Origin of the sequence: Pseudomonas sp. PKS, from assembly GCF_051913525.1 — a bacterium.
In the GTDB taxonomy this organism is placed as follows: domain Bacteria; phylum Pseudomonadota; class Gammaproteobacteria; order Pseudomonadales; family Pseudomonadaceae; genus Aquipseudomonas; species Aquipseudomonas guariconensis_D.
This window is the reverse complement of record NZ_JBEGDO010000031.1, coordinates 25,681-47,647: the sequence shown is the minus strand read 5'-3', so window position 1 is coordinate 47,647 and position 21,967 is coordinate 25,681. Positions and strand designations below refer to the sequence as shown.

Annotated in this window: 21 protein-coding genes; 10 read left to right on the top strand and 11 right to left on the bottom strand. The window is 63.3% G+C overall.

What is annotated here, in order from left to right; genetic code table 11:
- Positions 1 to 13: 13 nt before the first annotated feature.
- Positions 14 to 997, bottom strand: a complete 984-nt coding sequence (locus ABOA88_RS22465; protein WP_367852119.1) for a GlxA family transcriptional regulator — start codon at positions 995 to 997, stop codon at positions 14 to 16.
- Positions 998 to 1,079: 82 nt separating this feature from the next.
- Between ABOA88_RS22465 and ABOA88_RS22460 the strand changes: the two genes are divergently transcribed.
- Positions 1,080 to 1,637 carry a cysteine hydrolase family protein gene (locus ABOA88_RS22460; protein WP_367852120.1) on the top strand — a complete coding sequence of 186 codons (558 nt, stop codon included), beginning with the start codon at positions 1,080 to 1,082 and terminating at the stop codon, positions 1,635 to 1,637.
- A 4-nt stretch (positions 1,638 to 1,641) separates the two neighbouring features.
- Here the strand turns inward: ABOA88_RS22460 and ABOA88_RS22455 are convergent, their stop codons facing one another.
- Positions 1,642 to 2,205: a helix-turn-helix domain-containing protein gene (locus ABOA88_RS22455; protein ID WP_196171117.1), complete on the bottom strand. Its 564-nt coding sequence runs from the start codon at positions 2,203 to 2,205 to the stop codon at positions 1,642 to 1,644.
- A gap of 84 nt (positions 2,206 to 2,289) precedes the next feature.
- Between ABOA88_RS22455 and ABOA88_RS22450 the strand changes: the two genes are divergently transcribed.
- The 7 genes from ABOA88_RS22450 (at position 2,290) to ABOA88_RS22420 (ending at position 9,448) form a co-directional block, all read left to right on the top strand.
- Positions 2,290 to 3,240 (top strand): DMT family transporter, encoded by a 951-nt coding sequence (locus ABOA88_RS22450; RefSeq protein ID WP_196171118.1) that lies wholly within the window; start codon positions 2,290 to 2,292, stop codon positions 3,238 to 3,240.
- A 150-nt stretch (positions 3,241 to 3,390) separates the two neighbouring features.
- On the top strand, positions 3,391 to 6,306 hold the full coding sequence (locus tag ABOA88_RS22445) for a monovalent cation/H+ antiporter subunit A (protein ID WP_367852121.1): 2,916 nt from the start codon (positions 3,391 to 3,393) through the stop codon (positions 6,304 to 6,306).
- Positions 6,306 to 6,650 (top strand): Na+/H+ antiporter subunit C, encoded by a 345-nt coding sequence (locus ABOA88_RS22440; protein ID WP_043213881.1) that lies wholly within the window; start codon positions 6,306 to 6,308, stop codon positions 6,648 to 6,650. Before ABOA88_RS22445 ends, ABOA88_RS22440 begins: the two co-directional genes overlap by 1 nt.
- On the top strand, positions 6,647 to 8,326 hold the full coding sequence (locus ABOA88_RS22435) for a monovalent cation/H+ antiporter subunit D (RefSeq protein ID WP_367852122.1): 1,680 nt from the start codon (positions 6,647 to 6,649) through the stop codon (positions 8,324 to 8,326). Before ABOA88_RS22440 ends, ABOA88_RS22435 begins: the two co-directional genes overlap by 4 nt.
- Complete coding sequence (locus ABOA88_RS22430) at positions 8,323 to 8,811, top strand: Na+/H+ antiporter subunit E (protein ID WP_070574068.1); 489 nt, start codon at positions 8,323 to 8,325, stop codon at positions 8,809 to 8,811. Before ABOA88_RS22435 ends, ABOA88_RS22430 begins: the two co-directional genes overlap by 4 nt.
- Positions 8,808 to 9,086, top strand: a complete 279-nt coding sequence (locus ABOA88_RS22425; RefSeq protein ID WP_043213878.1) for a K+/H+ antiporter subunit F — start codon at positions 8,808 to 8,810, stop codon at positions 9,084 to 9,086. Before ABOA88_RS22430 ends, ABOA88_RS22425 begins: the two co-directional genes overlap by 4 nt.
- On the top strand, positions 9,083 to 9,448 hold the full coding sequence (locus tag ABOA88_RS22420) for a Na+/H+ antiporter subunit G (protein ID WP_196171121.1): 366 nt from the start codon (positions 9,083 to 9,085) through the stop codon (positions 9,446 to 9,448). The genes ABOA88_RS22425 and ABOA88_RS22420 overlap by 4 nt, the downstream gene beginning before the upstream one ends.
- A gap of 27 nt (positions 9,449 to 9,475) precedes the next feature.
- Here ABOA88_RS22420 and ABOA88_RS22415 read toward each other — a convergent pair whose 3' ends face one another.
- Together ABOA88_RS22415 and ABOA88_RS22410 are read right to left on the bottom strand one after the other, a co-directional pair.
- Positions 9,476 to 9,682 carry a hypothetical protein gene (locus tag ABOA88_RS22415; protein WP_196171122.1) on the bottom strand — a complete coding sequence of 69 codons (207 nt, stop codon included), beginning with the start codon at positions 9,680 to 9,682 and terminating at the stop codon, positions 9,476 to 9,478.
- Positions 9,679 to 10,149: a hypothetical protein gene (locus ABOA88_RS22410; protein WP_043213872.1), complete on the bottom strand. Its 471-nt coding sequence runs from the start codon at positions 10,147 to 10,149 to the stop codon at positions 9,679 to 9,681. The genes ABOA88_RS22415 and ABOA88_RS22410 overlap by 4 nt, the downstream gene beginning before the upstream one ends.
- Before the next feature lie 301 nt (positions 10,150 to 10,450).
- Here ABOA88_RS22410 and ABOA88_RS22405 point away from each other — a divergent pair, with 301 nt between their 5' ends.
- Positions 10,451 to 10,642, top strand: coding sequence for a hypothetical protein (locus tag ABOA88_RS22405; protein ID WP_440127987.1), 192 nt, complete (start codon positions 10,451 to 10,453; stop codon positions 10,640 to 10,642).
- A gap of 15 nt (positions 10,643 to 10,657) precedes the next feature.
- Here the strand turns inward: ABOA88_RS22405 and ABOA88_RS22400 are convergent, their stop codons facing one another.
- Complete coding sequence (locus tag ABOA88_RS22400) at positions 10,658 to 10,852, bottom strand: hypothetical protein (protein ID WP_043213867.1); 195 nt, start codon at positions 10,850 to 10,852, stop codon at positions 10,658 to 10,660.
- A 179-nt stretch (positions 10,853 to 11,031) separates the two neighbouring features.
- The gene (locus ABOA88_RS22395) at positions 11,032 to 11,436 is read right to left on the bottom strand and encodes a TraR/DksA family transcriptional regulator (RefSeq protein WP_043213866.1); all 405 of its coding nucleotides are present in this window, start codon (positions 11,434 to 11,436) and stop codon (positions 11,032 to 11,034) included.
- Between the two features lie 328 nt (positions 11,437 to 11,764).
- Between ABOA88_RS22395 and ABOA88_RS22390 the strand changes: the two genes are divergently transcribed.
- Complete coding sequence (locus tag ABOA88_RS22390; RefSeq protein WP_367852123.1) at positions 11,765 to 16,303, top strand: hypothetical protein; 4,539 nt, start codon at positions 11,765 to 11,767, stop codon at positions 16,301 to 16,303.
- A gap of 35 nt (positions 16,304 to 16,338) precedes the next feature.
- Here the strand turns inward: ABOA88_RS22390 and ABOA88_RS22385 are convergent, their stop codons facing one another.
- Genes ABOA88_RS22385 through ABOA88_RS22365 form a run of 5 tightly spaced genes read right to left on the bottom strand, consistent with a single transcriptional unit; the run spans position 16,339 to position 21,895 of the window.
- Positions 16,339 to 17,112, bottom strand: coding sequence for an enoyl-CoA hydratase (locus ABOA88_RS22385; RefSeq protein ID WP_043213863.1), 774 nt, complete (start codon positions 17,110 to 17,112; stop codon positions 16,339 to 16,341).
- A gap of 13 nt (positions 17,113 to 17,125) precedes the next feature.
- The gene (locus tag ABOA88_RS22380; RefSeq protein WP_367852124.1) at positions 17,126 to 18,253 is read right to left on the bottom strand and encodes an acyl-CoA dehydrogenase; all 1,128 of its coding nucleotides are present in this window, start codon (positions 18,251 to 18,253) and stop codon (positions 17,126 to 17,128) included.
- An 8-nt stretch (positions 18,254 to 18,261) separates the two neighbouring features.
- Positions 18,262 to 19,455: an acetyl-CoA C-acyltransferase gene (locus ABOA88_RS22375; RefSeq protein WP_367852125.1), complete on the bottom strand. Its 1,194-nt coding sequence runs from the start codon at positions 19,453 to 19,455 to the stop codon at positions 18,262 to 18,264.
- 13 nt (positions 19,456 to 19,468) lie between these two features.
- Positions 19,469 to 20,236, bottom strand: coding sequence for an SDR family NAD(P)-dependent oxidoreductase (locus ABOA88_RS22370; RefSeq protein ID WP_196171127.1), 768 nt, complete (start codon positions 20,234 to 20,236; stop codon positions 19,469 to 19,471).
- Positions 20,237 to 20,248: 12 nt separating this feature from the next.
- Entirely contained in the window at positions 20,249 to 21,895 is a 1,647-nt protein-coding gene (locus tag ABOA88_RS22365; RefSeq protein WP_367852126.1) for an AMP-binding protein, read from the bottom strand.
- Between the last annotated feature and the right edge of the window lie 72 nt (positions 21,896 to 21,967).

The following is a 21,967-nucleotide window of genomic DNA, read 5'->3' as shown; positions in this document are numbered from 1 at the left end:
CAGCCGCGGTCTCTCATGCCTGGGCAACGAAACGCCGGCGGTAATCGCTGGGTGTCGATCCGGTGATGCGCTGGAAGACCTTGCGAAACGCTCCCGGGTCCTGATAACCCACGCCCCAGGCGATCTGATCCACGCTGCGCCGCGTGAACTCCAGGAGCCGGCACGCCCTCACCACCCGCACCTGTTGGCAGTACTCGGTCGGCCGCATGCCGGTCGCCGCCCGAAAGCGACGCAGGAAGGTGCGCGGCTCAAGGCCCGCGCACAACGCCATGGTCGTAAGGTCCACCTCCTGCGCACCACTGCCCTGCAACCAGTGCTGGACCTTGAGCACCGCTTCGTCGCCATGGTCCAGCCGCGGGCTGAAGCGTGCGCCGGGTGAGGTCGTGACAAGAGGCTCGACCGCCAGATAGCGTGCGGTCTCACGGGCCAAGGTCGCTCCGAGAAAGCGCTCCAGCAAGCGCAGTCCCAGGTCGGTCCAGGCCATCAGGCCTGCCGAGGTCATGATGTCGCCATCATCGAGCAACGGCTGGTTGGCCACCACTTCAACCTTGGGGAAGCGCTCGGCCAGGGCCTGCGCGTAATTCCAGTGAGTGCTGGCCTGACGGCCATCGAGCAAACCACTGGCGGCAATGAAGAACACTCCGATGCACACTGAGGCGAGCACCGTGCCCTGCCCATGCCATTGGCTCAGCGCGGCGCGATGATGCTCGAGCACTGCAGACGCGGGGGCCGACGCCAGGCTTGGCGGAATCACCAACGCACGCACCTCATGGGAAGGCTGCGGCAAGCTGTCCTGGATGGCCCGTACCTGCCCATCGCCGTCGACCTGCCAATGGCTGACGCGCAACCTAGGCAGATCGCTTGCCCCAAGCTCCGCGGCCACCCGGTTGGCCACCGCGAACAGGTCCGTCAGGCCCATCACCGCCGCGCCCTGGGCGCCGGGATAGATCAACACGCCGATTTCCAGGATGTTGGGGCTGTCAGTTTTTGCCGTCATTGTGTCGATCGCGCCAATCCCATAAGTGATCGCCCAAGCCTATAACTATCCACATCCAACCACTACTGCCACAGGAGGCAGCATGAGCAAGCAGGCCCTGATCATCATCGACATCCAGAACGATTACTTCCCCGGCGGCAAGTGGACCCTCGAGGGCGCCGACGCGGCCGCCGACAACGCCGCCCGCCTGCTCGATGCCGCCCGCGAGCGGGGCGACCTGGTGGTGCATGTTCGCCATGAGTTCGACAGCGCCGACGCGCCGTTCTTCGCTCCGGCCTCCGAAGGCGCGCAGATCCATCCCAAAGTCGCGCCAGCGCCGGGAGAACCGGTGGTGCTCAAGCATCAGGTCAACGCATTTCGCGATACCAACCTCAAGGCCCTGCTGGACGAGCATCAGGTCAAGGTCGTGACCATCGTCGGCAGCATGAGCCACATGTGCATCGATGCCGCGACCCGGGCCGCCGCCGATCATGGCTACCAAGTCGCAGTGGCCCATGATGCCTGCGCCACCCTGCCTCTGGACTTTGCCGGCGAGCAAGTCCCTGCCGCCCAGGTCCAGGCCGCGTCCATGGCTGCCTTGGCATTCGCCTATGCCCGAGTCGAGAGCACCGAGCAACTGCTGGGCGATTACAGCGCCTGAAAGGTCATATCACCACGTTGCGCACGAACCGCGTGGGCTCGCTGCCGTCGTTGCGATAGGCGTACCGGCAATTGCTGGGAAACACGTGGAACTCACCGACCTGCAAGCGAAGCTCACGCGCTTCGATCAGTAGCGTCAGGCAACCTGCGACCACGTAGATCTGCTCGCTCCACCCCTCGGCGTCAGCGTCGCTGACATAGCACTCCCCTGGCGCCAGGGTCCACTCCCACAATTCGACCTCGCGCAAGGCGGTGCTGCTGCCCAATAGCACGGCCTTGCTTAGCGGATGCTCGCCTGCCCAGGCGAGTTCGTTGATTCGGCTCGGATCGCGCTGTCCAGGCGCTTGGATAAGCGTGCTGAAGACCACTCCGAGCGCTTCGGCGATCAGGTCGAGCGTCGTGAGGCTGACGTTTTTCTCGCCAGCCTCGATGGCCACCAGCATGCGCCGGCTGACCCCGGATCGTTCAGCCAGGGCTGTCTGGCTCAACCCCGCGGCATGGCGTAGTTGGCGGATGTTCTGGCTGACATGTTGCAGCACCGAGGCACGATGCGAGGAATCTTTGTGCACTATATTGCTCACAGATTAGGATTGCGCAGTATACTGCCCACTTTGCGGCCGATTGTGCGCCGCCCTCTTTGAGCACGCAAGACCATGACCCCATCCTCCAGCTCGTCGAAAGCCATCGTATCCCTGCGTTTGAGCAAAGCGGAACTGGTGCTGGTGTTCATCACCATGCTCTGGGGTGGCACCTTCCTGTTGGTGCATAACGTCATGACGGTCAGCGGCCCGATGTTTTTCGTCGGCCTGCGTTTTGCCGCCGCAGCGCTGTTCGTGGGCCTGGTGTCGGCGCGCTCGCTGCCGGGGCTGACCCTGACCGAGCTCAAGGCCGGCATGCTCATCGGCGTATCGATCATGCTCGGGTATGGCTTGCAGACCATGGGCCTGCAGACCATCAGCAGCAGCCAGTCGGCGTTCATCACCGCCCTTTATGTCCCCTTCGTGCCACTGTTGCAGTGGTTGGTGCTCGGGCGTCGCCCAGGGCTGATGCCAAGCCTCGGGATCTGCCTGGCCTTCATAGGCCTGGTGCTGGTGGCAGGCCCTGACAGCGGAACCCTGAACCTCAGCGAAGGTGAGCTGCTGACCTTGATCAGCGCCGTGGCCATCGCAGCCGAAATCATCCTGATCAGCCGCTATGCTGGCCAAGTCGATGTACGTCGTGTCACGGTGGTTCAACTGCTGACCGCCTCGGCCCTGGCATTTCTCATGATCGTTCCGACCCAAGAACGCATCCCAGACTTCTCCTGGCTGCTTCTGTTCAGCGCCATCGGCCTGGGCGCGATGAGCGCGGTGATCCAGGTGGCGATGAACTGGGCGCAGAAATCCGTATCCCCCACCCGCGCCACCCTCATCTATGCCGGCGAACCGGTGTGGGCCGGCATCGTCGGGCGCATTGCCGGGGAGCGACTGCCAGGCCTGGCACTGCTTGGGGGCTTGCTGATCGTGATCGCCGTGGTGGTCAGCGAACTGAAGATCCGCCGCACCGACGAAGGCCCGGCCACGCAAGAAAGCCGCGACGCCCACGAACACGAACCAGGCCTGTGAAGTCCCGCTCAGCAGCTATGCTTTGAAAAAAACTGTTATAAAAAAACAGCTTTTCACACCCCATATGTAGGAATGTTCAACCGCTTGCGTGTTGGTGATCAACTCCTCGGCACGTATGATCCTTGGCAAACTCCTCCAGATTAGAACGCTATGTCATTGATAGTGCTATTGCTTCTGCCGTTCGTGGGCAGTTGCCTGGCAGCCGTGCTGCCGCACAACGCACGCAACGCAGAGTCCATTCTCGCCGGGCTCGTCGCCCTGGCGGGCACCATCCAGGTAGCATTGCTGTACCCGCAGATCGCCCATGGCGGCGTCATCCGCGAGGAGTTCCTCTGGTTGCCGAGCCTGGGGCTGAACCTGGTCCTGCGCATGGACGGCTTCGCTTGGCTGTTCTCCCTGTTGGTGCTCGGCATCGGTACGCTGGTGTCGCTGTATGCGCGCTACTACATGTCGCCCCAGGACCCTGTGCCCCGCTTCTTTGCCTTCTTCCTGGCGTTCATGGGCGCCATGCTCGGCCTGGTGATTTCCGGCAATCTCATCCAGCTGGTGTTCTTCTGGGAGTTGACCAGCCTGTTCTCCTTCCTGCTGATCGGCTACTGGCACCATCGCAGCGATGCTCGCCGAGGCGCCTACATGGCGCTGATGGTCACAGGCGCCGGCGGTTTGTGCATGCTGGTCGGAGTGCTGCTGCTCGGCCATGTGGTCGGCAGCTACGACCTGGACAAGGTCCTGGCTGCCGGCGAATTGATTCGCCAACATGCGCTGTATCCCGTCCTGCTTCCCTTGATCCTGATCGGCGCGCTGAGCAAGAGCGCCCAGTTCCCCTTCCAGTTCTGGCTGCCCCATGCGATGGCAGCGCCAACCCCCGTCTCCGCGTACCTGCACTCGGCCACCATGGTCAAGGCGGGAGTGTTCCTGCTGGCCCGGCTCTGGCCGGTGCTTTCCGGCAGCGAGGAGTGGTTCTGGATCGTCGGCGGTGCAGGTGCAATGACCCTGCTGCTCGGCGCCTTCTGCGCCATGTTCCAGAACGACCTCAAGGGCCTGCTGGCGTACTCGACCATCAGCCACCTGGGCCTGATCACCCTGCTGCTGGGCCTGAACAGCCCGCTGGCAGCCGTGGCCGCGGTGTTCCACATCCTCAACCATGCCACCTTCAAGGCCTCGCTGTTCATGGCCGCCGGCATCATCGACCATGAAAGCGGCACGCGCGACATTCGTCGCCTGAACGGGCTGTTCCGCCTGATACCGTTCACCGCCACCCTGGCCATGGTCGCCAGCGCCTCGATGGCCGGCGTTCCGCTGATGAACGGTTTCCTGTCGAAGGAGATGTTCTTCGCCGAGACCGTGTTCATCACCTCCACCGCCTGGGTCGAGGCCACATTGCCGGTGATTGCCACCCTGGCGGGTACCTTCAGCGTGGCGTACGCGCTGCGCTTTACCGTCGATGTTTTCTTCGGCCCGACCGCTCAGGATCTGCCGCACACACCCCACGAGCCGCCGCGTTGGATGCGCGCGCCAGTAGAGCTATTGGTGCTGACGTGCCTGGTGGTGGGCATCTTCCCCGCTCAGTCGGTCGGCCCGTTGCTGGCCGCTGCCGCGTTGCCGGTGGTCGGCGGGACCTTGCCTGAATACAGCCTGGCCATCTGGCACGGCTGGAACGCCCCGCTGATCATGAGCCTGATCGCCATGTGCGGCGGCGTGGTGCTCTACCTGCTGTTGCGCGAGCAACTGCGTCGAGGCCGCTTCCCACACCCACCGCTAATCGAACGCTTCAACGGCAAGCGCCTGTTCGAGCGTGGCCTGGTGCGCCTGATGCTGCTGGCCCGTCGCCTTGAAGGGCTGCTGACTACCCGCCGCCTGCAGAAGCAACTGTTCATGCTGGCACTGGCGGCCTTCCTCGCCGGGCTGCTGCCGATGCTAGATAGCGGCCTGACCTGGGGTGATCGACCGAAAATCCCAGGGTCCGGGGTATTCGTCGCGCTCTGGTTGATCGCCATCGCCTGTGCCATCGGCGCCGCCTGGCAGGCCAAGTACCACCGTCTGGCGGCACTGATCATGGTCAGTGTCTGCGGCCTGATGACCTGCATCACCTTCGTCTGGTTCTCCGCCCCTGATTTGGCCCTGACCCAACTGGTGGTCGAGGTGGTGACCACCGTGCTGATCCTGCTCGGCTTGCGCTGGCTGCCACGACGTATCGAAGGCGTCTCGGCGCTGGGTGCAACTCAGGAGCGTGCACGCCTTCGCCGCCTGCGCGATCTGCTGCTGGCCGTGCTGGTCGGCGGTGGCATGGCCTTGCTGTCCTACGCCATGCTGACCCGTCCTACGCCCAACGACATTTCTTCGTTCTACCTCAGCCGAGCCCTGCCCCAAGGTGGCGGCACCAATGTGGTCAATGTGATGCTGGTGGACTTCCGCGGCTTCGATACCCTCGGCGAGATTACCGTCCTGGTGGCCGTGGCCCTGACCGTATTTGCCCTGCTGCGGCGCTTCCGCCCACCGAAGGAAAGCATGCAGCTGCCGGCCCAGCAGCGCTCGCTGGCCCCAGATGTGGTCACCGATTTGATCAACCCGCGCCATGCCACCGACACCGCCCTGGGCTTCATGATGGTGCCGGCCGCGCTGGTTCGCCTGCTGTTGCCGATTGCATTGGTGGTGTCGATGTACCTGTTCATGCGCGGCCATAACCAGCCAGGTGGCGGATTCGTCGCTGGCCTGGTGATGTCGGTGGCGTTCATCCTCCAATACATGGTCGCCGGCACCCAGTGGGTCGAGGCCCAGATGAGCCTGCGCCCGCTGCGCTGGATGGGCACGGGCCTGCTGTGCGCCACCCTGACCGGTGCCGGTGCCATGCTCCTTGGCTACCCGTTCCTGACCACCCACACCGCCCACCTGCACCTGCCGGTGCTGGGTGACGTGCACGTGGCCAGCGCGTTGTTCTTCGACATCGGTGTCTACACCGTCGTGGTCGGCTCCACGCTGTTGATCCTCACTGCCCTGGCGCACCAGTCGGTACGCGCCTATCGCCCGGGCACTCCCACGAAATCCAGCCAAGCAGGAGCCGCCTGATGGAAGAAGTCATTGCCGTGGCCATTGGCGTGCTGGCCGCCTCCGGGGTCTGGCTGATCCTGCGCCCACGTACCTACCAGGTCATCATGGGCCTGTGCCTGCTGTCGTATGGCGTCAACCTGTTCATCTTCAGCATGGGAAGCCTGTTCATCGGCAAGGAGCCGATCATCAAGGAAGGGGTGACGCAGGATCTGCTGCACTACACCGATCCACTGCCCCAGGCGCTGGTACTCACCGCAATTGTCATCAGCTTTGCCATGACCGCACTGTTCCTGGTGGTGTTGCTCGCTTCGCGTGGCCTGACCGGCACCGACCACGTCGACGGTCGGGAGCGTGAAGAATGAGCCTGATGAACCAACTGATCATCGCCCCCATCCTGCTACCGCTGGTGACAGCCGCCTTGATGCTGCTGCTGGGTGAAAAGCGTCGTCCGCTCAAGGGGCACCTGAACCTGTTGTCCACGCTGATTGGCCTGGGCATCGCCATCACCTTGCTCACTTGGGTACGCGGCCAGGGTCAGGCCGAATCGATCGGTGTCTACCTGCCGGGTAACTGGCCCGCACCGTTCGGCATCGTCTTGGTGGTGGACCACCTGTCCGCGCTGCTGTTGACCCTCACCGGCATCATCGGCGTCAGCGCCCTGCTCTTCGCCAGGGCCCGCTGGGATGGCGCCGGCGCCAGCTTCCACGCCCTGTTCCAGATCCAGCTCATGGGACTGTATGGCGCCTTCCTGACAGCGGATTTGTTCAACCTGTTCGTATTCTTCGAGGTCCTGCTGGCCGCTTCCTACGGTTTGCTGCTGCATGGCTCGGGTCGGGCTCGGGTGAAAGCTGGCCTGCATTACATCGCCATCAACTTGTTCGCTTCGTCGCTGTTCCTGGTGGGCGCAGCGATGCTCTATGGCGTGACCGGAACCCTGAACATGGCCGACCTGGCGCTGAAGATCCCGCTGGTGCCGGAGGCCGATCGCGGCTTGCTGCACGCCGGCGCGGCAATCCTGGCCATGGCCTTCCTGGTCAAGGCCGGTATCTGGCCGCTGAATTTCTGGCTGGTGCCGGCCTATGCCTCGGCCAGTGCACCGGTCGCGGCACTGTTCGCCATCATGACCAAGGTTGGCCTGTATGCAGTGCTGCGCCTGTGGACCCTGCTGTTCTCCAGCCAGGCCGGCGCTTCGGCGCACTTCGGCGGCCAATGGCTGGTCTATGGCGGCCTGGCCACTTTAGCGGTGGCGGCACTGTCCATCCTCGCCGCCCAGCGCCTGGAGCGCCTGGCCGGCCTGAGCATCCTGGTCTCCGCCGGCACCCTCCTGGGGGCCATCGGTTTCGGCCAGCCGATCCTCACCGGCAGTGCGTTGTTCTACCTAGTGAGCTCGACCCTGGCCCTGTGCGCGCTGTTCCTGCTTGCCGAACTGGTGGAGCGCTCACGCTCGGCCAACGAGGCGCCATTGGACGAAGAGGACGATGGGATTCCCTCGCCACTGGAGTCGCTGCACCCACCCAAAGGCATCAATCTGGACGACGAACAAAAGGCGGTGATCGGCCAGATCATTCCCTGGACCATGGCATTTCTGGGCTTAAGCTTCATCGCTTGCGCCCTGCTGATCATCGGCATGCCACCACTGTCGGGCTTCATTGGCAAACTGAGCCTGATCAGCGCCTTGTTCAATCCCCAAGGCTTGGGTGTGCCGACCGAGCAGCCGCTGTCCGCCTCCGCCTGGTGCCTGGTGGTGCTGTTGATCCTTTCGGGCATGGCCTCGCTGATTGCCTTTGGGCGTGTGGGTATCCAGCGCTTCTGGAAGCCGGAGGAGCGTCCTTCTCCCCTGCTGCGCCGCTATGAATGCCTGCCCATCGTCATCCTGCTAGGACTGTGCATCCTGCTCAGCGTCCAGGCCGAACCCTTGTTGCGCTACACCCAGGACACCGCCGCCAGCCTGCAGACGCCCGATGCCTACATCCAGGCCGTGATGGCGACGCGTCCGGTTCCTGGCCCGACCACCGCCGACATACAGGTGCAGCCATGAGCCGACTGATTCCCGCCCCGCTGCTGTCGTTGTCGCTGTTTGCCCTGTGGCTGCTGCTCAACCTGTCGGTCAGCCCGGGCAACCTGTTGCTCGGCGCTGCCCTGGGTATCCTTGCGCCCCTGCTGATGGCCCCGCTGCGTCCCCAGCACGCCCATGTCCGGCGTCCGTGGGCGGTCGTGCGGCTGATCTGTCGTGTGGGCCTGGATGTCATCCATTCCAACCTGCTGGTGGCCCGCGGTGTGCTGTGTGCCGGCCATCGCCCGCCGCGCTCAGCATTCGTCCACATTCCTCTGGCGCTGCGCGATGCCCATGGCCTGGCGGCGTTGTCGATGATCACGACGGTGGTGCCAGGCACGGTCTGGTCGGAGCTGGCGCTGGACCGCAGCGTCCTGCTGCTGCATGTGTTCGATCTGGAGGACGAAGCAGCTTTCATCGAGCACTTCAAGCACACCTACGAGCGCCCGCTGATGGAGATTTTTGAATGACCGGCCTGCTTGCCAACGCCGTCCTCGCCAGCCTGTTCATCTTTGCCATCGCCATGGCATTGGCGTTGGTCAGGCTGTTCCGTGGCCCCTCTGCCCAGGACCGGGTCCTGGCACTGGACTACCTCTACATCCTGGGCATGCTGATGATGTTGGTCCTGGGTATCCGCTATGCCAGCGACACCTATTTCGAAGGCGCCTTGCTGATCGCCCTGTTCGGCTTCGTCGGGTCCTTCGCCCTGGCTAAATTCCTTCTGCGCGGCGAGGTGATCGAATGAACGAAGCCCTCGAAATACCGCTATGGCTGGAGCTGGTCACCGCCTTGCTGCTGCTTGCGGGCAGTCTGTTCGCCCTGATCGGCGCCCTGGGACTGCTGCGGCTGAAAGATTACTTCCAGCGCATGCACCCACCAGCCCTGGCCTCGACCTTGGGCGCCTGGTGCGTGTGCCTGGCCTCGATCCTGTATTTCTCCTGGCTCAAGCAAGGCCCGGTACTGCACGCCTGGCTGATACCGGTGCTGCTGTCGATCACCGTGCCGGTGACCACGCTGTTGCTGGCCAGGGCGGCGCTGTTCCGCAAGCGCACATCGGGAGAGGCTGTGCCGGAAGAGATCAGCAGCGGGCGGGACGGCGGTAACTGACGCCCGCATCAAGATCACGAGCTGGCCTCACCCCTGCGCCAGGCGTTGCAGCTCCCGGCGCACCATAGCGGCGAATTCAGGCGGGCTGAGTTGGTACAGCTGGCCCGCGACCCAGGCCAGCCAGGCACTGCCCAGTGCCTCACGCTGCGCCAGCAGCCGCTCAGCCTGCTCGACGGCCTGCGCCTGATGCTCTCGATGAAATTGCGCCCTGCCCGTGGGCGCCTTGTCGCTCATTCGCTGGCCTTGAAGGTGGTCAGCTCGCCTTTGCGCCATTTGGCGACCTTGCCGGTCACGGCCTTGAGCAGCTTGCCGAGGCCTTCCTGCACTTGTTGCTGCGCCGCGAACACCAGCATCACGCCATGCCCTTCACGAAAGACGATGCCTTCACCCTCCGGCACCGAGACGAAGGCATAGTCACCAACGCCATAGACGTTCAGCTTGATTTCCCGAAAACGCAGCTCCAGCTTGCCACCCTCGCGGCTGGGCAATACCGCCGCGCGGAAGTGGTCACCCACTTTCAATTCAAGGTGCTGCTTGTTGTCGACCACCAGAGCGTCATCAGTATCGATCTCGGCCATGTAAAGGCCATCGGGGCTCTGCTCGGTGACATAGACGAAACGCCCGTGGAACAGCTTGGCCAACTTGGCCCGCAAATCGCCCAGGGCGAACAACGCGTGGGTATCCAGTGTACTGACTGCCAATGAAGAATTCCTCGAATCGGTTACAGGCGCCCCAACCGAAGGCGGGGCGCGGACATATCAAGTCGATGTCATGAAAGACTAATGAAGCGATGCACGAAACGTCTGTGCAGGCATGCGATGCGGCAGGCAGGAATCGTTACTCTAGCTTGCCAGCCAAGACCCCAAGACGGCTTTTCGGCAGTTTCCTCAACAGGAAACGTAATGCTCTGACAACAAATTTGCAGAAAAAGATGCAATAGATAATGTCAGGCCCTTTGCAGAAAAGGCCCGGTATCCATCAGCGCATTACAGGGGAAAGAATATGCACGAAAACACTGAAATCCGTCGAGAGGTCAAGTGCATTTCTTGCCTCAGCAAAAACCGTCCGCGGTTTATCGTCATTCCCGCCGGCATCGATTTCTTTCATGTTGCCGAACGCACTACCGGTCGCATCAAAGGGTTTCGCCGCCGCCATCAGGACGCCTGTGACTTGGCACGCCAGCTTGAACAATGATGCTCGGCCCACCGCTCAGGCGGCCTTGCCCTTTTCCAGCTGCGCCAGCCATGCCGCCTGGCATTCGACTGCCTCTTTGCGACTGCCAAAGGCCGTACCGCGGCGCTCGCCATTGACCAACACCACCCAACAGACACGCCGGCCCATGGCCTGCAGTGTCGCAGGTACACCTGAACCAATCATGACGGCGACATCGACTCGGCTATTCATCATCCCCTCCGGAACTTAATTAGCAACCTAACGATATCGCCATCATACGCCCGCCCAGCAAGTGGAAAAAGCGCACGCCAGTACAGCTGTATTGCATCCACGGCAATAAATGCGCCCAACAGACGAAAACGCAAAAGGCCCCATGAATCGCTTCATGGGGCCTCTGCTGGATATGACGATCAGATCTGGCGCTGGTGGCGGTCGAGCTGTTCGTGACGCTCCTGGGCTTCGATGCAGTACTTGGTGGTCGGGCTGATCAGCAGACGCTGCAGGCCGATTGGTTCACCGCTGTCGTCGCACCAGCCGAAGCTTTCGTCAGCAATGCGGCCCAGGGCCATTTCCAGCTGTGGCAGCAGGCGCTGGTCACGCTCGATGGCGTTGACCAGCCAGTGGCGCTCCTCTTCCACCGAGGCCACATCGGCCGGATCCGAAGGCGTGTCCAGGCTTTCGATGGTGGCGCGGCTCAGCTCGATGCGCTCGTGGGTTTCGACTTTCATCGCTTGCAGCAGGCCAGTGAAGAAAGCCAACTGTTCGGCATTCATGTAGTCATCGGCCGACATAGCCAGCAACTGTTCCTTGGTCATCGATTTCTCTATGAAAATATAGGCATTTTGGGCGATTCGGGTGTCGCCAACGACAGTTCGTGGGCAACGAAATTCTTAAAGCGCCAACCGGCTCTGTTTTACAGGGGGCGGCAGTCTAAGGCGGCGGGCCGTATGGGGCAACACCATTGATCCGTGAATTTACCCGAAATGCCACCGTTTGCGCCCCGTACCACGGCAACAGCTCGTCGGTTTTACGCTGCAACGTGCAACCGCCAGGCAAGGCGCATGCAACACGTAGTAGCGGGCTACCGACCGCGGCGTCACGAAGGCGGCTTTGCTAATGGACCGTTCATTTTCGGAGCTGTCCATGAGCACTACGTCCCAACGTCCCGCAAGCCCAAGCCTGGAGTGTCAGGTGGCGATCCGCTTCAATGCCCGCCCCAGCCTGTTCGACATCGCCGACCAGGTGCTGGCCGAACAATGGCTGACACGCCGCCTGCCGCCCAGCGAAGACCCTCGCGCGCTGTTTCTGGTCAGCCTCGGGCCGGAATCCGCGCCACCTTACATCCGTCCGTTGAGCCATGTGCTGGTCGAGCGCTTCTGCTCGCGTCGTACGCTGAACCTGACCCCTCATGAAGACTACGTCACGCCGGTACAGGCACATGAACCGGAAAAGGCGCTGTCATTGGATCTTGATCCTTTGACACTCATGATCAATGAATGCGGTCCGTTCATGCTGGAGGCGTACCAACAGGCCCTGATCAGCTTCTGGACAGACACCGACGACCAGGGGCAGACGCCCTGGCAGTGGTACAGCGATTACCTGCAGCAACAATTCACCCAAGCCGTGAAGGACAGCCAACGGGACGCGACGCTCCCTCCCGAGGCCCTGAGGACGGCACAGTGGGTACAAGCCCACCCAGCCCCACGCACGCAAGCCAGCCTGGAACCGCTCCAGGTGCAGGTCAACAATTTGCGGATGGACTTCGTGAGCAATTGGCAGCTGGATCCGGAGCTTTCCAGTGCCCTGCTGATCGAGGACAGTGGCGACCCCGGCACGATATTGCTCTACACCCCTACCGGGCAATTGACGTCCTTTGCGTCACGTCAAGCCTTGCTCAGCCACGCCGCAAGGCCCTGGCCAGCGCTGCCCGGTGTGGCCGGGCCGGCTGTGCACCTGGTAACGCCGACCTTGCCGTACTTCCAAAGCCAGGCACTCGGCGTGCTGTGCCAGCAGTTACATGGATCGCAACTGACCGCCTGGCTGGAGGACGACCTGGTCCGTGCGACCGATCTGTCAACTGCCCTGGACCGCCTGACATCGATGTTCGGCCTGTGCAGCCCGGCCGAGGCCACCCTGCACGAGCGCCTGGCGGGCCATTTGCCCGCCTGGTTGAAGGAGGCCTCCCCGAAAAAGCTGTTGCGCTACAGCACGCTGCTGACTCAGGTTGCCCAGAGCTACCACGATGCCCAGTACACTTCCTGGCTCGATGGCGTCGCCGATGCCCAGACCTTCGCCACGCAAAAGCTCCTGGCTCGCATTAGGGAGGATCACCCCGAAGCCAACCTGGACCTCTCGACGCTCAGGGTCCTCAACGCTCAAACCACGGTAGCCGCGCTGCCGGCCCAGGAAACTATCGCCACGGACAACACGCCACACACTGAAACATTCACCCTCCCCCAACTGGCAATCAGCAACCTGGGGCTGCTGCGCCCAGGTAAGGTCACACTCCAGACGCTCGACGGCAAGCCGGTGCCGGACTGGTTCAATGAAACCTATTTGCGCAACCTCATCACCGAGGTGGATGTCGCACAGCACTACCCGGCCATGCTGCGCGCCACGCTGCTGGATGATCCATCGCAACGGTCGCGTCGCGAATCGTTGCTCAGAAGGCAGTTGCACACCCAGCTACCCGCCCTTGCCATGGCGCTGAACCTGCAAGGCAAGCCGATAGGCTTCGACGCCATCAAGGGTATCGGCGACGTATTTGGCGAGACGCCGCAACGCAGCGCTGCCTGGCAACTGCGCCCGTTGGGGTTGCTCAGGAGCCTGGATGCCAGCCCCGACCACCCGCTCAACACATGGCTGATCGAAACACCCACTGCCGCCCCACAACCTTGCCTGTTGTACCGCCCGCTGCACAGCGAACCCTTGCTGGCCTTCGAGGACAGGCAGGCGCTGCTTGATGCAATCGCCGCCCCCGGCCCATTGCAAGACGACCTGCTCGATCGCCTGCCCGAACAGGACCGTAAGGTCTATGCCCATGGCGGCTTCGTCGAACCCCACCTGTTCCACCCACTGGAAGACGACTGGGCCGTCCCGTTCGGCCCCCCTGCGCCGGTCACTCTGACGCGGGAGCCCGCATTGGCGGACCCAGCCCACGCCATCTACCAGGGGTGCATAGAAGAAACCATCAGCCACTTTCAAGCGCATGCCCAGACCAGCGCCCAGGCCCGCTGGGAACGCTGGAAATCCCTAGGCTGGCTGCTCCTCAATACCGCATTGCCCTTTGTGGCCGAACCGTTGGCCGCGCCGCTTTGGACAATCCAGCTGGAAACCGCCTTTCTCGAATTGGTGGGCGGGCAGCAACACCGCAGCGCTGGCGAACGCATCGTCGCCCTCGTGGAGTTTCTCATCAACCTGGCGCTGCTCTTGCTCAACCACGCTTTCAAGCGTGTCGAGGTGCAGCGCCAGGCCGCTTCGCAGCGAGCGCAAACCACGCCTGCCACGACCTTACCGCCAGCCCTGCCCACGCTGACGATGTCGCCACGTGAGCAGATCCTCGACTTCTCCTGGGCGCGTCCCACGCGCGTGCTTGATACCGCACAGCGAAAAACCTTGGAAGCACTGCGCGCGGACATCCCCCTCGTCCGGCTGGGCAAGCCCATCCCCAACGGCCCGTTGCAGGGCCTGTATCTGTACAGGGACAGAAGCTGGGTTGCGCTCGACGACAAGGTCTACCAGGTCGAATACGATGCCAGCCGACAGTGCCCGCGCATCGTCGACAGCAAGGACGGGCTCATCAAAGGCCCTTGGCTGCGACGCGATGAAGCCGGTCGCTGGCAGCTGGACCTAGGCCTGCGCCTGCGCGCCGGCATGCCGCTACACAGCCGAATCGAGCAGTTGCGCATCGCCAACCAGCAGGAACTGGCAGCCCTGCAGACCCAGATCCAGCAGGATCTGACCTACCAGAAGACCCAGCGCGAATACCTCGACAAGGTGGCAAAACTGGCTCACCGCAATGCCCCTGAAAGCATCTTGCGCAACTACCTCGCAAAGCTCGAGGACTTCACCGCGTTCTGGCAAGAGCACTTGAAACGCATCAATCAATTCAATGCGCTCAAGCCTCTGCCCGACTACAAGGTCAAACACGCCTACTCCCTGTCCCAGCATCTGCACTACGCAAAGCGGATCAACGAAACCCTGTCTTGGCTGCACGCCCCTCTAAGGAAACAAATCGATCAACTGATCAAACAGCATCAAGAGGGCTACAAGTTGAGCGAGGCGGACGAGCGCAGCCTGAGCCAGCGCATCGATACCTCGCTGCCACTGGTGAACAAGTTATTGGATAACAGCCAGAGCTTGGTCGATGGCATGGTGCAACTTCAGCGCCTCGCCAGCCGCTCCCAGCCGAAGATCACCGAGTACCTCGACGCGGTCTCGATCGATTGGGAGTTGGTCAAATCGCCTCTGGCGTGGCGCTGGTCGCGTATAGAGATGTGCTTCAATCGCTTGTCGTTGCTCGAAACGCTCGACGATGAAAGCGAATACTGGCTGAAGCGTTGTGGCGAGAGCCTGGATCTGGCCTTTGCCCAACGTCAGCGGCTGCTGGACATCGACCAGCCCAATGACGAGGTAGTCAATCGGATGGCCGTCAGCATCGATCGTCACATCCAGACAGCACGGCGCCAGCTGGGCAACCTCAAGTCGCATCTGAACCAAGACAGTGCCCAGCGGACGCTGACCCGCCTGCAAGAAGACATCGACAGCACCGCCAAGGACCTGCAACCCACACTCGACGAATACGCGGCAACGCTGCCCAACAACACCGTCAACCAACTGCGCAAGCAGATGCCAGGCTTGATCGAGACCCAGGAAGGCGACGTGCTGCTGGGCAGCGTTCGACCAGACGAAGACACGATCGTCGATGTGCCGATCGCGCTGCACAGTGCCGGGTCGCGCAGCTACAAACTCGAAGAGGATCGCTGGGTCGAACTTGCAGCGCAGGCACCGGCCAGCCAGCCCCCGACCACGCGCAAGCTCAAACACTTGCTCAAGGACAGCCAAGCGCGTCTGCAGACCGCGCGCAAAGAACTGCAGCGCCTGGAAGGTGGCACGTTCAGCCAGTACCTACCTATCGAAATCGAAGAGCTGCTGCACGATCAGCGCGACCGCCTGCGTACCTTGCGCGAAGCGATCGAGCGCCACCTGACAGCGGACAACCAGACGGACGAGGTCACAGGCAACCGCGATGCGGCGGGGACGATCAAGGAACTTGAAGACCTGGACACCCAGCTGACCAGCAAGGCGCTCAGACTGCGCACCAAAGCGGCGCTGGAGCAAAAACCGCGAATGGCCGAGCTGCGTTTTCTCATCGACCAGGGCACGGTGACCGTCCGCGCGGAGAACCCGCGCACCCTGCTCGCCCGGGTCAAGGGCAGGCCCGCGGACTACCTGGACGACTATGGGATCTACAAGGGCGAATCATTGCTGTGGGTAGCGCATTTCCACTACCGCACACTCGAGGCCGACAAGCGCGCCTTCGTCGCCGGTCACCTCAAATCCGCAGCGCAGCGATACGCCCAGGGGGCGCAGGTCAGCCGGTCGGACACGGGGCAGACCGAAGCGGTCTACCGCAGCCCAATCTCCCTGGCCGATGCGCAGCAGTACTTCTTCAATGTCTGAAACGACCGGGGCGCCAATTGGCGCCCCGACTGCTCTCAACGATCCTTGAACTGCGCCTCGCGCTTGGCGATGAAGGCAGCCATGCCTTCTTTCTGATCCTCCGTGGCGAAGGCTGCATGGAAGACCCGACGCTCGAAGCGCACACCTTCGCTGAGGGTGACTTCGAAAGCACGGTTGACGCTTTCCTTGACCATCATACTCACCGGGATGGACTTGCTGGCGATGGTCGCGGCGACCTTCAGGGCCTCCTCGAGCAGCTCGGCCTGTGGCACCACGCGGGCCACCAGGCCGGCGCGCTCGGCCTCTTCGGCGCCCATCAGGCGCCCGGTCAGGCACAGCTCCATGGCCTTGGCCTTACCCACCGCACGGGTCAGGCGCTGGGTTCCGCCCATGCCCGGTAGCACACCCAGGTTGATCTCCGGCTGGCCGAACTTGGCGTTGTCGGCGGCCAGGATGAAGTCGCACATCATCGCCAGCTCGCAACCACCGCCCAGGGCAAAGCCGGACACTGCGGCGATGATCGGCTTGCGGCGGTTGGCGATGCGATCGGCGTCGCTGAACAGGTCTTCGACGTAGATCTGCGGGTACTTGAGCTCGGCCATTTCCTTGATGTCGGCGCCCGCGGCAAACGCCTTGGCGGAGCCGGTGAGCACCACGCAGCCAATGTTCGGGTCACGCTCGAGCTGGTCCAGGGCCTGGTTGATCTCGCCGACGATCTGCGCGTTCAGGGCGTTGAGCGCCTGCGGCCGGTTGAGAGTGATCAGGCCGACCTTGCCGTGGATGTCCAACAGGATGGTTTCGAATGCCATGCAGACTGCTCCTTCAAAGATTGCGCGCAATGACCATGCGCTGAATGTCGCTGGTGCCTTCGTAAATCTGGCAGACCCGAACGTCGCGGTAGATCCGCTCCAGCGGGAAGTCGCTCAGATAGCCATATCCGCCGAGCGTCTGCAAGGCATCCGAACAGACCTTTTCTGCCATTTCCGAGGCAAAAAGCTTCGCCATGGAGGCTTCCACCAGTGCCGGACGGCCTGCGTCGCGCAACGCCGCGGCATGCAGCACCATCTGCCGGGCCACGGCGATGCGGGTGGCCATGTCGGCCAGGCGGAAGGCCACGGCCTGGTGCTCGATCAGCGGCTTGCCGAAGCTCTGGCGTTCATTGGCGTAGTCGCGCGCCACCTCGAATGCCGCCCGGGCCATACCCACGGACTGGGAGGCAATGCCGATGCGCCCGCCCTCAAGGTTGGCCAAGGCAATCTTGTAGCCCTCGCCCTCTTCGCCCAGGCGATTGGCCACCGGCACACGCACCTCGTCGAACACGATCTGGCAGGTGTCGGAGGCGTGCTGACCCAGCTTGTCTTCGACCCGCGCCACCTGGTAACCCGGTGAGTCGGTGGGCACGATGAACGCACTGATGCCACGCTTGCCGGCCTCGGGGTCGGTCACGGCAAAGACAATCACCACCCCGGCGTTCTGCCCGGAGGTGATGAATTGCTTGCTGCCGCTGAGCACATAGTGGTCGCCATCGCGACGTGCGCGGGTTTTCAGGCTGCTGGCGTCGGAGCCGGCCTGGGGCTCGGTCAGGGCGAAGGCGCCGAGCATCTGGCCGCTGGCCAGCGGCGTCAGGAACTGCGCCTTTTGCTGCTCGTTGCCAAAACGCAGGATCGGCACGCAGCCCACCGAGTTGTGCACGCTCATGATGGTCGAGCAGGCACCATCGCCCGCGGCGATTTCTTCCAGGGCCATGGCGTAGGCCACGTAACCGGTGTCGCTGCCGCCCCACTGTTCCGGCACCAGCATGCCAAACAGGCCCAGGTCAGCCATTTCAGCGATGGCCTCGCGAGGGAAGCGGTGCTCCTTGTCCCACTGCTCGGCAAAGGGTTTCAGGCGCTCTTGCGCAAATGCGCGGACGGCGTCGGCGATCTGTTGTTGCTCGTCAGTTACCAGCATGGTTCACCTCAATACAGGCACTCGACGGCCATGGCCGTGGCCTCGCCACCGCCGATGCAGATGGCCGCCACGCCGCGGCGCAGGTTGTTCTGGCGCAAGGCCGACAGCAAGGTCACCAGGATGCGCGCACCGGAGGCACCGATCGGATGGCCCAGGGCGCAGGCGCCGCCATGGATATTGACCTTCTCGTGCGGCAGGTCCAGGTGTTTCATGGCCGCCAAGGTGACCACGGCGAAGGCCTCGTTGATCTCGAACAGGTCCACCTCGGCCAGGTTCCAGCCAGTGCGCTTCATCAGTTTGTCGATGGCGCCGATGGGTGCGGTTGGGAACAACGCCGGGGTGTCGGCGAAGGCCGCGTGGCCATGGATCACCGCCAACGGCTTGAGCCCGCGCTTTTGCGCCTCGGAGCGGCGCATCAGCACCAGCGCAGCAGCGCCATCGGAAATCGAGCTGGCGTTGGCGGCCGTCACGGTGCCGCCATCGCGGAAGGCCGGGCGCAGTTGCGGGATCTTGTCCAGGCGTGCCTTCGGTGGCTGCTCGTCATCACTGACCAGGCGCTTCTCCTTGCCCTCGGTGACCTCCACCGGCACGATCTCGGCGGCGAAGCGGCCGTTCTTGATAGCGTCCTGAGCGCGGGTCAACGAGGCGATGGCGAACTGGTCCTGAGCCTCACGGCTGAACCCATTGGCCTGGGCGCAATCCTCAGCGAAAGTGCCCATCAGGCGCCCCTTGTCGTAGGCGTCTTCCAGACCGTCCATGAACATGTGGTCGATGATCTTGCCATGGCCCATGCGGTAGCCGCCGCGGGCTTTGTCCAGCAGGTATGGCGCATTGGTCATGCTCTCCATGCCGCCGGCCACCACCACATCGGCGCTGCCGGCCAGCAGCAGGTCGTGGGCCATGATCGCCGCCTGCATGCCCGAACCGCACATCTTGTTCAGGGTGGTACAGGTGGTGTGCTTGTTCAGCCCCGCGCCAAGCGCAGCCTGGCGTGCCGGCGCCTGGCCAAGGCCTGCCGGCAGGACACAACCGAACAACACCTGCTCGACGCTGTCACCCTGGATACCGGCACGCTCGACGACGGCACGGATGGCGGCAGCGCCCAGTTGCGGCGCGGTCAGGCTCTTGAGGTCGCCCTGCAGGCCGCCCATGGGCGTGCGCACGGCGCTGACGATGACGATCGGATCGTTGGCGAGTGTCATGTGCGGATCTCCCTTACTTGGCAGCCATGCGCAAGGCACCGTCGAGGCGGATCACCTCGCCGTTGAGCATGCTGTTCTCGATGATATGGCGGGCCAGGGCTGCGTATTCCTGCGGGCGTCCCAGGCGCGGCGGGAACGGCACGCCGGCGGCCAGGGAATCGCGGACCTCCTGGGTCATGCCGGCCATCATGGGCGTCTCGAAGATGCCCGGGGCAATGGTCATCACGCGGATGCCGAAACGCGCCAACTCACGGGCCACCGGCAAGGTCAGGCTGGCGATGGCGCCTTTGGAGGCGGCATAGGCGGCTTGGCCGATCTGGCCGTCGTAGGCGGCAATCGAGGCAGTGTTGATGATCACCCCGCGCTCGCCGCCCTCGTCCGCCGCCCCTTCGGCCATGGCCGCCGCCGCCAAGCGCAGGAGGTTGAAGCTGCCGATCAGGTTGACGTTGATCACCTTGGCGAAGCTGGCCAGGCCATGGGGGCCTTGTTTACCTAGCACCTTCTCGGCGCCGACGATGCCGGCGCAATTGACCAGCCCGTGCAGGCTGCCGAAGGCGCTGACCGCGGCATCGACGGCCGTCTTGGCCGCCTGCTCGTCGCTGATGTCGGCGACGGCGAAGCGGGCCTGTTCGCCCAGCTCACAGGCCTTGGCCTCGACCGCTTCGGCATTGAGGTCGACCAACATGACCTTGGCGCCGGCATCGACCAGCATCTGCGCGGTGGCAGCACCGAGCCCGGAGGCTGCGCCACTGACGATGAAATGCTTGTTGGCTATCTGCATGATGTGCTTCCTTCAGGCGCTGGCGTGAGAAGCCTGCGCGGCTTGTTGTAGGGCGATTTCCTGATTACGCAGGATGAAGCGTTGCAGCTTGCCGCTCGGGGTCTTGGGCAGCTCGCTGACGAATGCGATTTCCCTGGGGTAGGCATGGGCGTACAGGCGCTGACGCACATGCTGGCGCAGGGTTTCCTCCAGTTCGGCGCTGCCTTCGAAACCCTTGGCCAGCACCACGAATGCCTTGATCAGTTCGGTACGTTCCGGGTCGGGTTTACCGATCACCGCTGCTTCGATCACCGCCGGGTGTTCGATCAGCGCGCTCTCCACATCGAACGGCCCGACCCGGTAGCCGGAGGTGGTGATCACATCGTCGCTGCGCCCAACGAAGCTGATGCTGCCATCCGCATTGAGCTCGACGGTATCGCCACTGAGGTAGTACTGGCCGACGAAGGCCTTGGTCGGCAACCCGTGGTAGCCACCAAACCAGCATAGCGGCGACTGCGCGCGATCGACTGCCAGAATGCCCGGCTGCCCGGCCGGCAGCTCCAGGCCCTGCTCATCCAGCACCACAATGCGGTGGCCGGGGATGGCGAAGCCCGCCGATCCCACGTGGACCGGGTGTTTCAGGGCGTGGTGGTTGCACAGGACCATCCCCAGCTCGGTCTGGCCGTAATGGTCATGAATGGTCACGTTCAGCTCATCGGCAAACCAGCGGATCACCTCGGGATTGAGCGGTTCGCCGGCACTGCTGACCACTCGCAGGCGGCCCTTGATCGGCGCCGAGAACTCCCGGCCGGCAGCGATCAGCAAACGATAGGCCGTGGGCGATCCGGCCAGGTTGCTGATGCCGTGCTTGTCGATCATCCGCGCGCAGCTTTCAACGCTGAACGGGCCGTCGTAGAAGGTGGTGGCGTGCCCCAAGGCCAACGGGCCGGTGACGGCGTAGTAGAGACCATAGGCCCAGCCCGGGTCGGCAAGGTTCCAGAAGTTGTCGTCCGGGCGCAGATCGATGGCATCGCGCATGTAGCCCTGGAAGGCGACGATGGCCCGCAACGGCACCTCCAGTGGCTTGGCCGGGCCCGTGGTGCCGGAGGTGAACATCAGCAGGAAGGGGTCGTCCCCAGTACGCAACACAGGCTCGCACTCGCTGGCGGCGGCGTTGAGCTCGGTATGAAAATCCAGCTCACCGACCGCCGCACCCACCGTGATGATCGTTGGGCAATCCGCCACCTCGTCGAGCTTGGGACGGTTGTTGCGCTCGGTGACCACCACGCGGGCGTGAGACTGCTCCAGACGATGCTCGATCGCCTTGGGGCCAAACGCGGTGAACAGCGGCTGGTAGACCGCCCCCAACCGCCACGTGGCTAGAATGGTCACCAACAACTCAGGGGTGCGGGGCATCAGGCCGGCAACCCGGTCACCGGCGCCGACGCCTTGGGCCTTCAGGACATTGGCAAAGCGCTTGGCCAGGGCCTGCATCCGGTCGAAGCTGTAGACCGCGCCATTGCCGTCGCGATCCTCCCAGATCAACGCAGGCCGGTCGCTGCCCACATGGCGGTCGCAGCACTCGACACAGGCGTTCATGGCCTGCAGGTTGCCCTGCAACGCGTCCTGGACGGCCTGGGTGTAATCGAACGAACGGGCGGCTTCGGCGTAGTCACGCATCGTCAGACTCCTGGTTATTGTTGTTGGAGTGCACCATTTGTCTGACGATGTTCGCGCCGGTCATCCAGGCCG

What these genes read in the sequence shown, in the direction of transcription:
- ABOA88_RS22380 (WP_367852124.1), bottom strand. Translation starts at nt 18,253, where the DNA reads ATGCTGGTAACTGACGAGCAACAACAGATCGCCGACGCCGTCCGCGCA.
- ABOA88_RS22385 (WP_043213863.1), bottom strand. Translation starts at nt 17,112, where the DNA reads ATGGCATTCGAAACCATCCTGTTGGACATCCACGGCAAGGTCGGCCTG.
- ABOA88_RS22420 (WP_196171121.1), top strand. Translation starts at nt 9,083, where the DNA reads ATGAACGAAGCCCTCGAAATACCGCTATGGCTGGAGCTGGTCACCGCC.
- ABOA88_RS22430 (WP_070574068.1), top strand. Translation starts at nt 8,323, where the DNA reads ATGAGCCGACTGATTCCCGCCCCGCTGCTGTCGTTGTCGCTGTTTGCC.
- ABOA88_RS22425 (WP_043213878.1), top strand. Translation starts at nt 8,808, where the DNA reads ATGACCGGCCTGCTTGCCAACGCCGTCCTCGCCAGCCTGTTCATCTTT.
- ABOA88_RS22400 (WP_043213867.1), bottom strand. Translation starts at nt 10,852, where the DNA reads ATGAATAGCCGAGTCGATGTCGCCGTCATGATTGGTTCAGGTGTACCT.
- ABOA88_RS22460 (WP_367852120.1), top strand. Translation starts at nt 1,080, where the DNA reads ATGAGCAAGCAGGCCCTGATCATCATCGACATCCAGAACGATTACTTC.
- ABOA88_RS22435 (WP_367852122.1), top strand. Translation starts at nt 6,647, where the DNA reads ATGAGCCTGATGAACCAACTGATCATCGCCCCCATCCTGCTACCGCTG.
- ABOA88_RS22465 (WP_367852119.1), bottom strand. Translation starts at nt 997, where the DNA reads ATGACGGCAAAAACTGACAGCCCCAACATCCTGGAAATCGGCGTGTTG.
- ABOA88_RS22370 (WP_196171127.1), bottom strand. Translation starts at nt 20,236, where the DNA reads ATGCAGATAGCCAACAAGCATTTCATCGTCAGTGGCGCAGCCTCCGGG.
- ABOA88_RS22450 (WP_196171118.1), top strand. Translation starts at nt 2,290, where the DNA reads ATGACCCCATCCTCCAGCTCGTCGAAAGCCATCGTATCCCTGCGTTTG.
- ABOA88_RS22445 (WP_367852121.1), top strand. Translation starts at nt 3,391, where the DNA reads ATGTCATTGATAGTGCTATTGCTTCTGCCGTTCGTGGGCAGTTGCCTG.
- ABOA88_RS22365 (WP_367852126.1), bottom strand. Translation starts at nt 21,895, where the DNA reads ATGCGTGACTACGCCGAAGCCGCCCGTTCGTTCGATTACACCCAGGCC.
- ABOA88_RS22390 (WP_367852123.1), top strand. Translation starts at nt 11,765, where the DNA reads ATGAGCACTACGTCCCAACGTCCCGCAAGCCCAAGCCTGGAGTGTCAG.
- ABOA88_RS22440 (WP_043213881.1), top strand. Translation starts at nt 6,306, where the DNA reads ATGGAAGAAGTCATTGCCGTGGCCATTGGCGTGCTGGCCGCCTCCGGG.
- ABOA88_RS22395 (WP_043213866.1), bottom strand. Translation starts at nt 11,436, where the DNA reads ATGACCAAGGAACAGTTGCTGGCTATGTCGGCCGATGACTACATGAAT.
- ABOA88_RS22415 (WP_196171122.1), bottom strand. Translation starts at nt 9,682, where the DNA reads ATGAGCGACAAGGCGCCCACGGGCAGGGCGCAATTTCATCGAGAGCAT.
- ABOA88_RS22375 (WP_367852125.1), bottom strand. Translation starts at nt 19,455, where the DNA reads ATGACACTCGCCAACGATCCGATCGTCATCGTCAGCGCCGTGCGCACG.
- ABOA88_RS22405 (WP_440127987.1), top strand. Translation starts at nt 10,451, where the DNA reads ATGCACGAAAACACTGAAATCCGTCGAGAGGTCAAGTGCATTTCTTGC.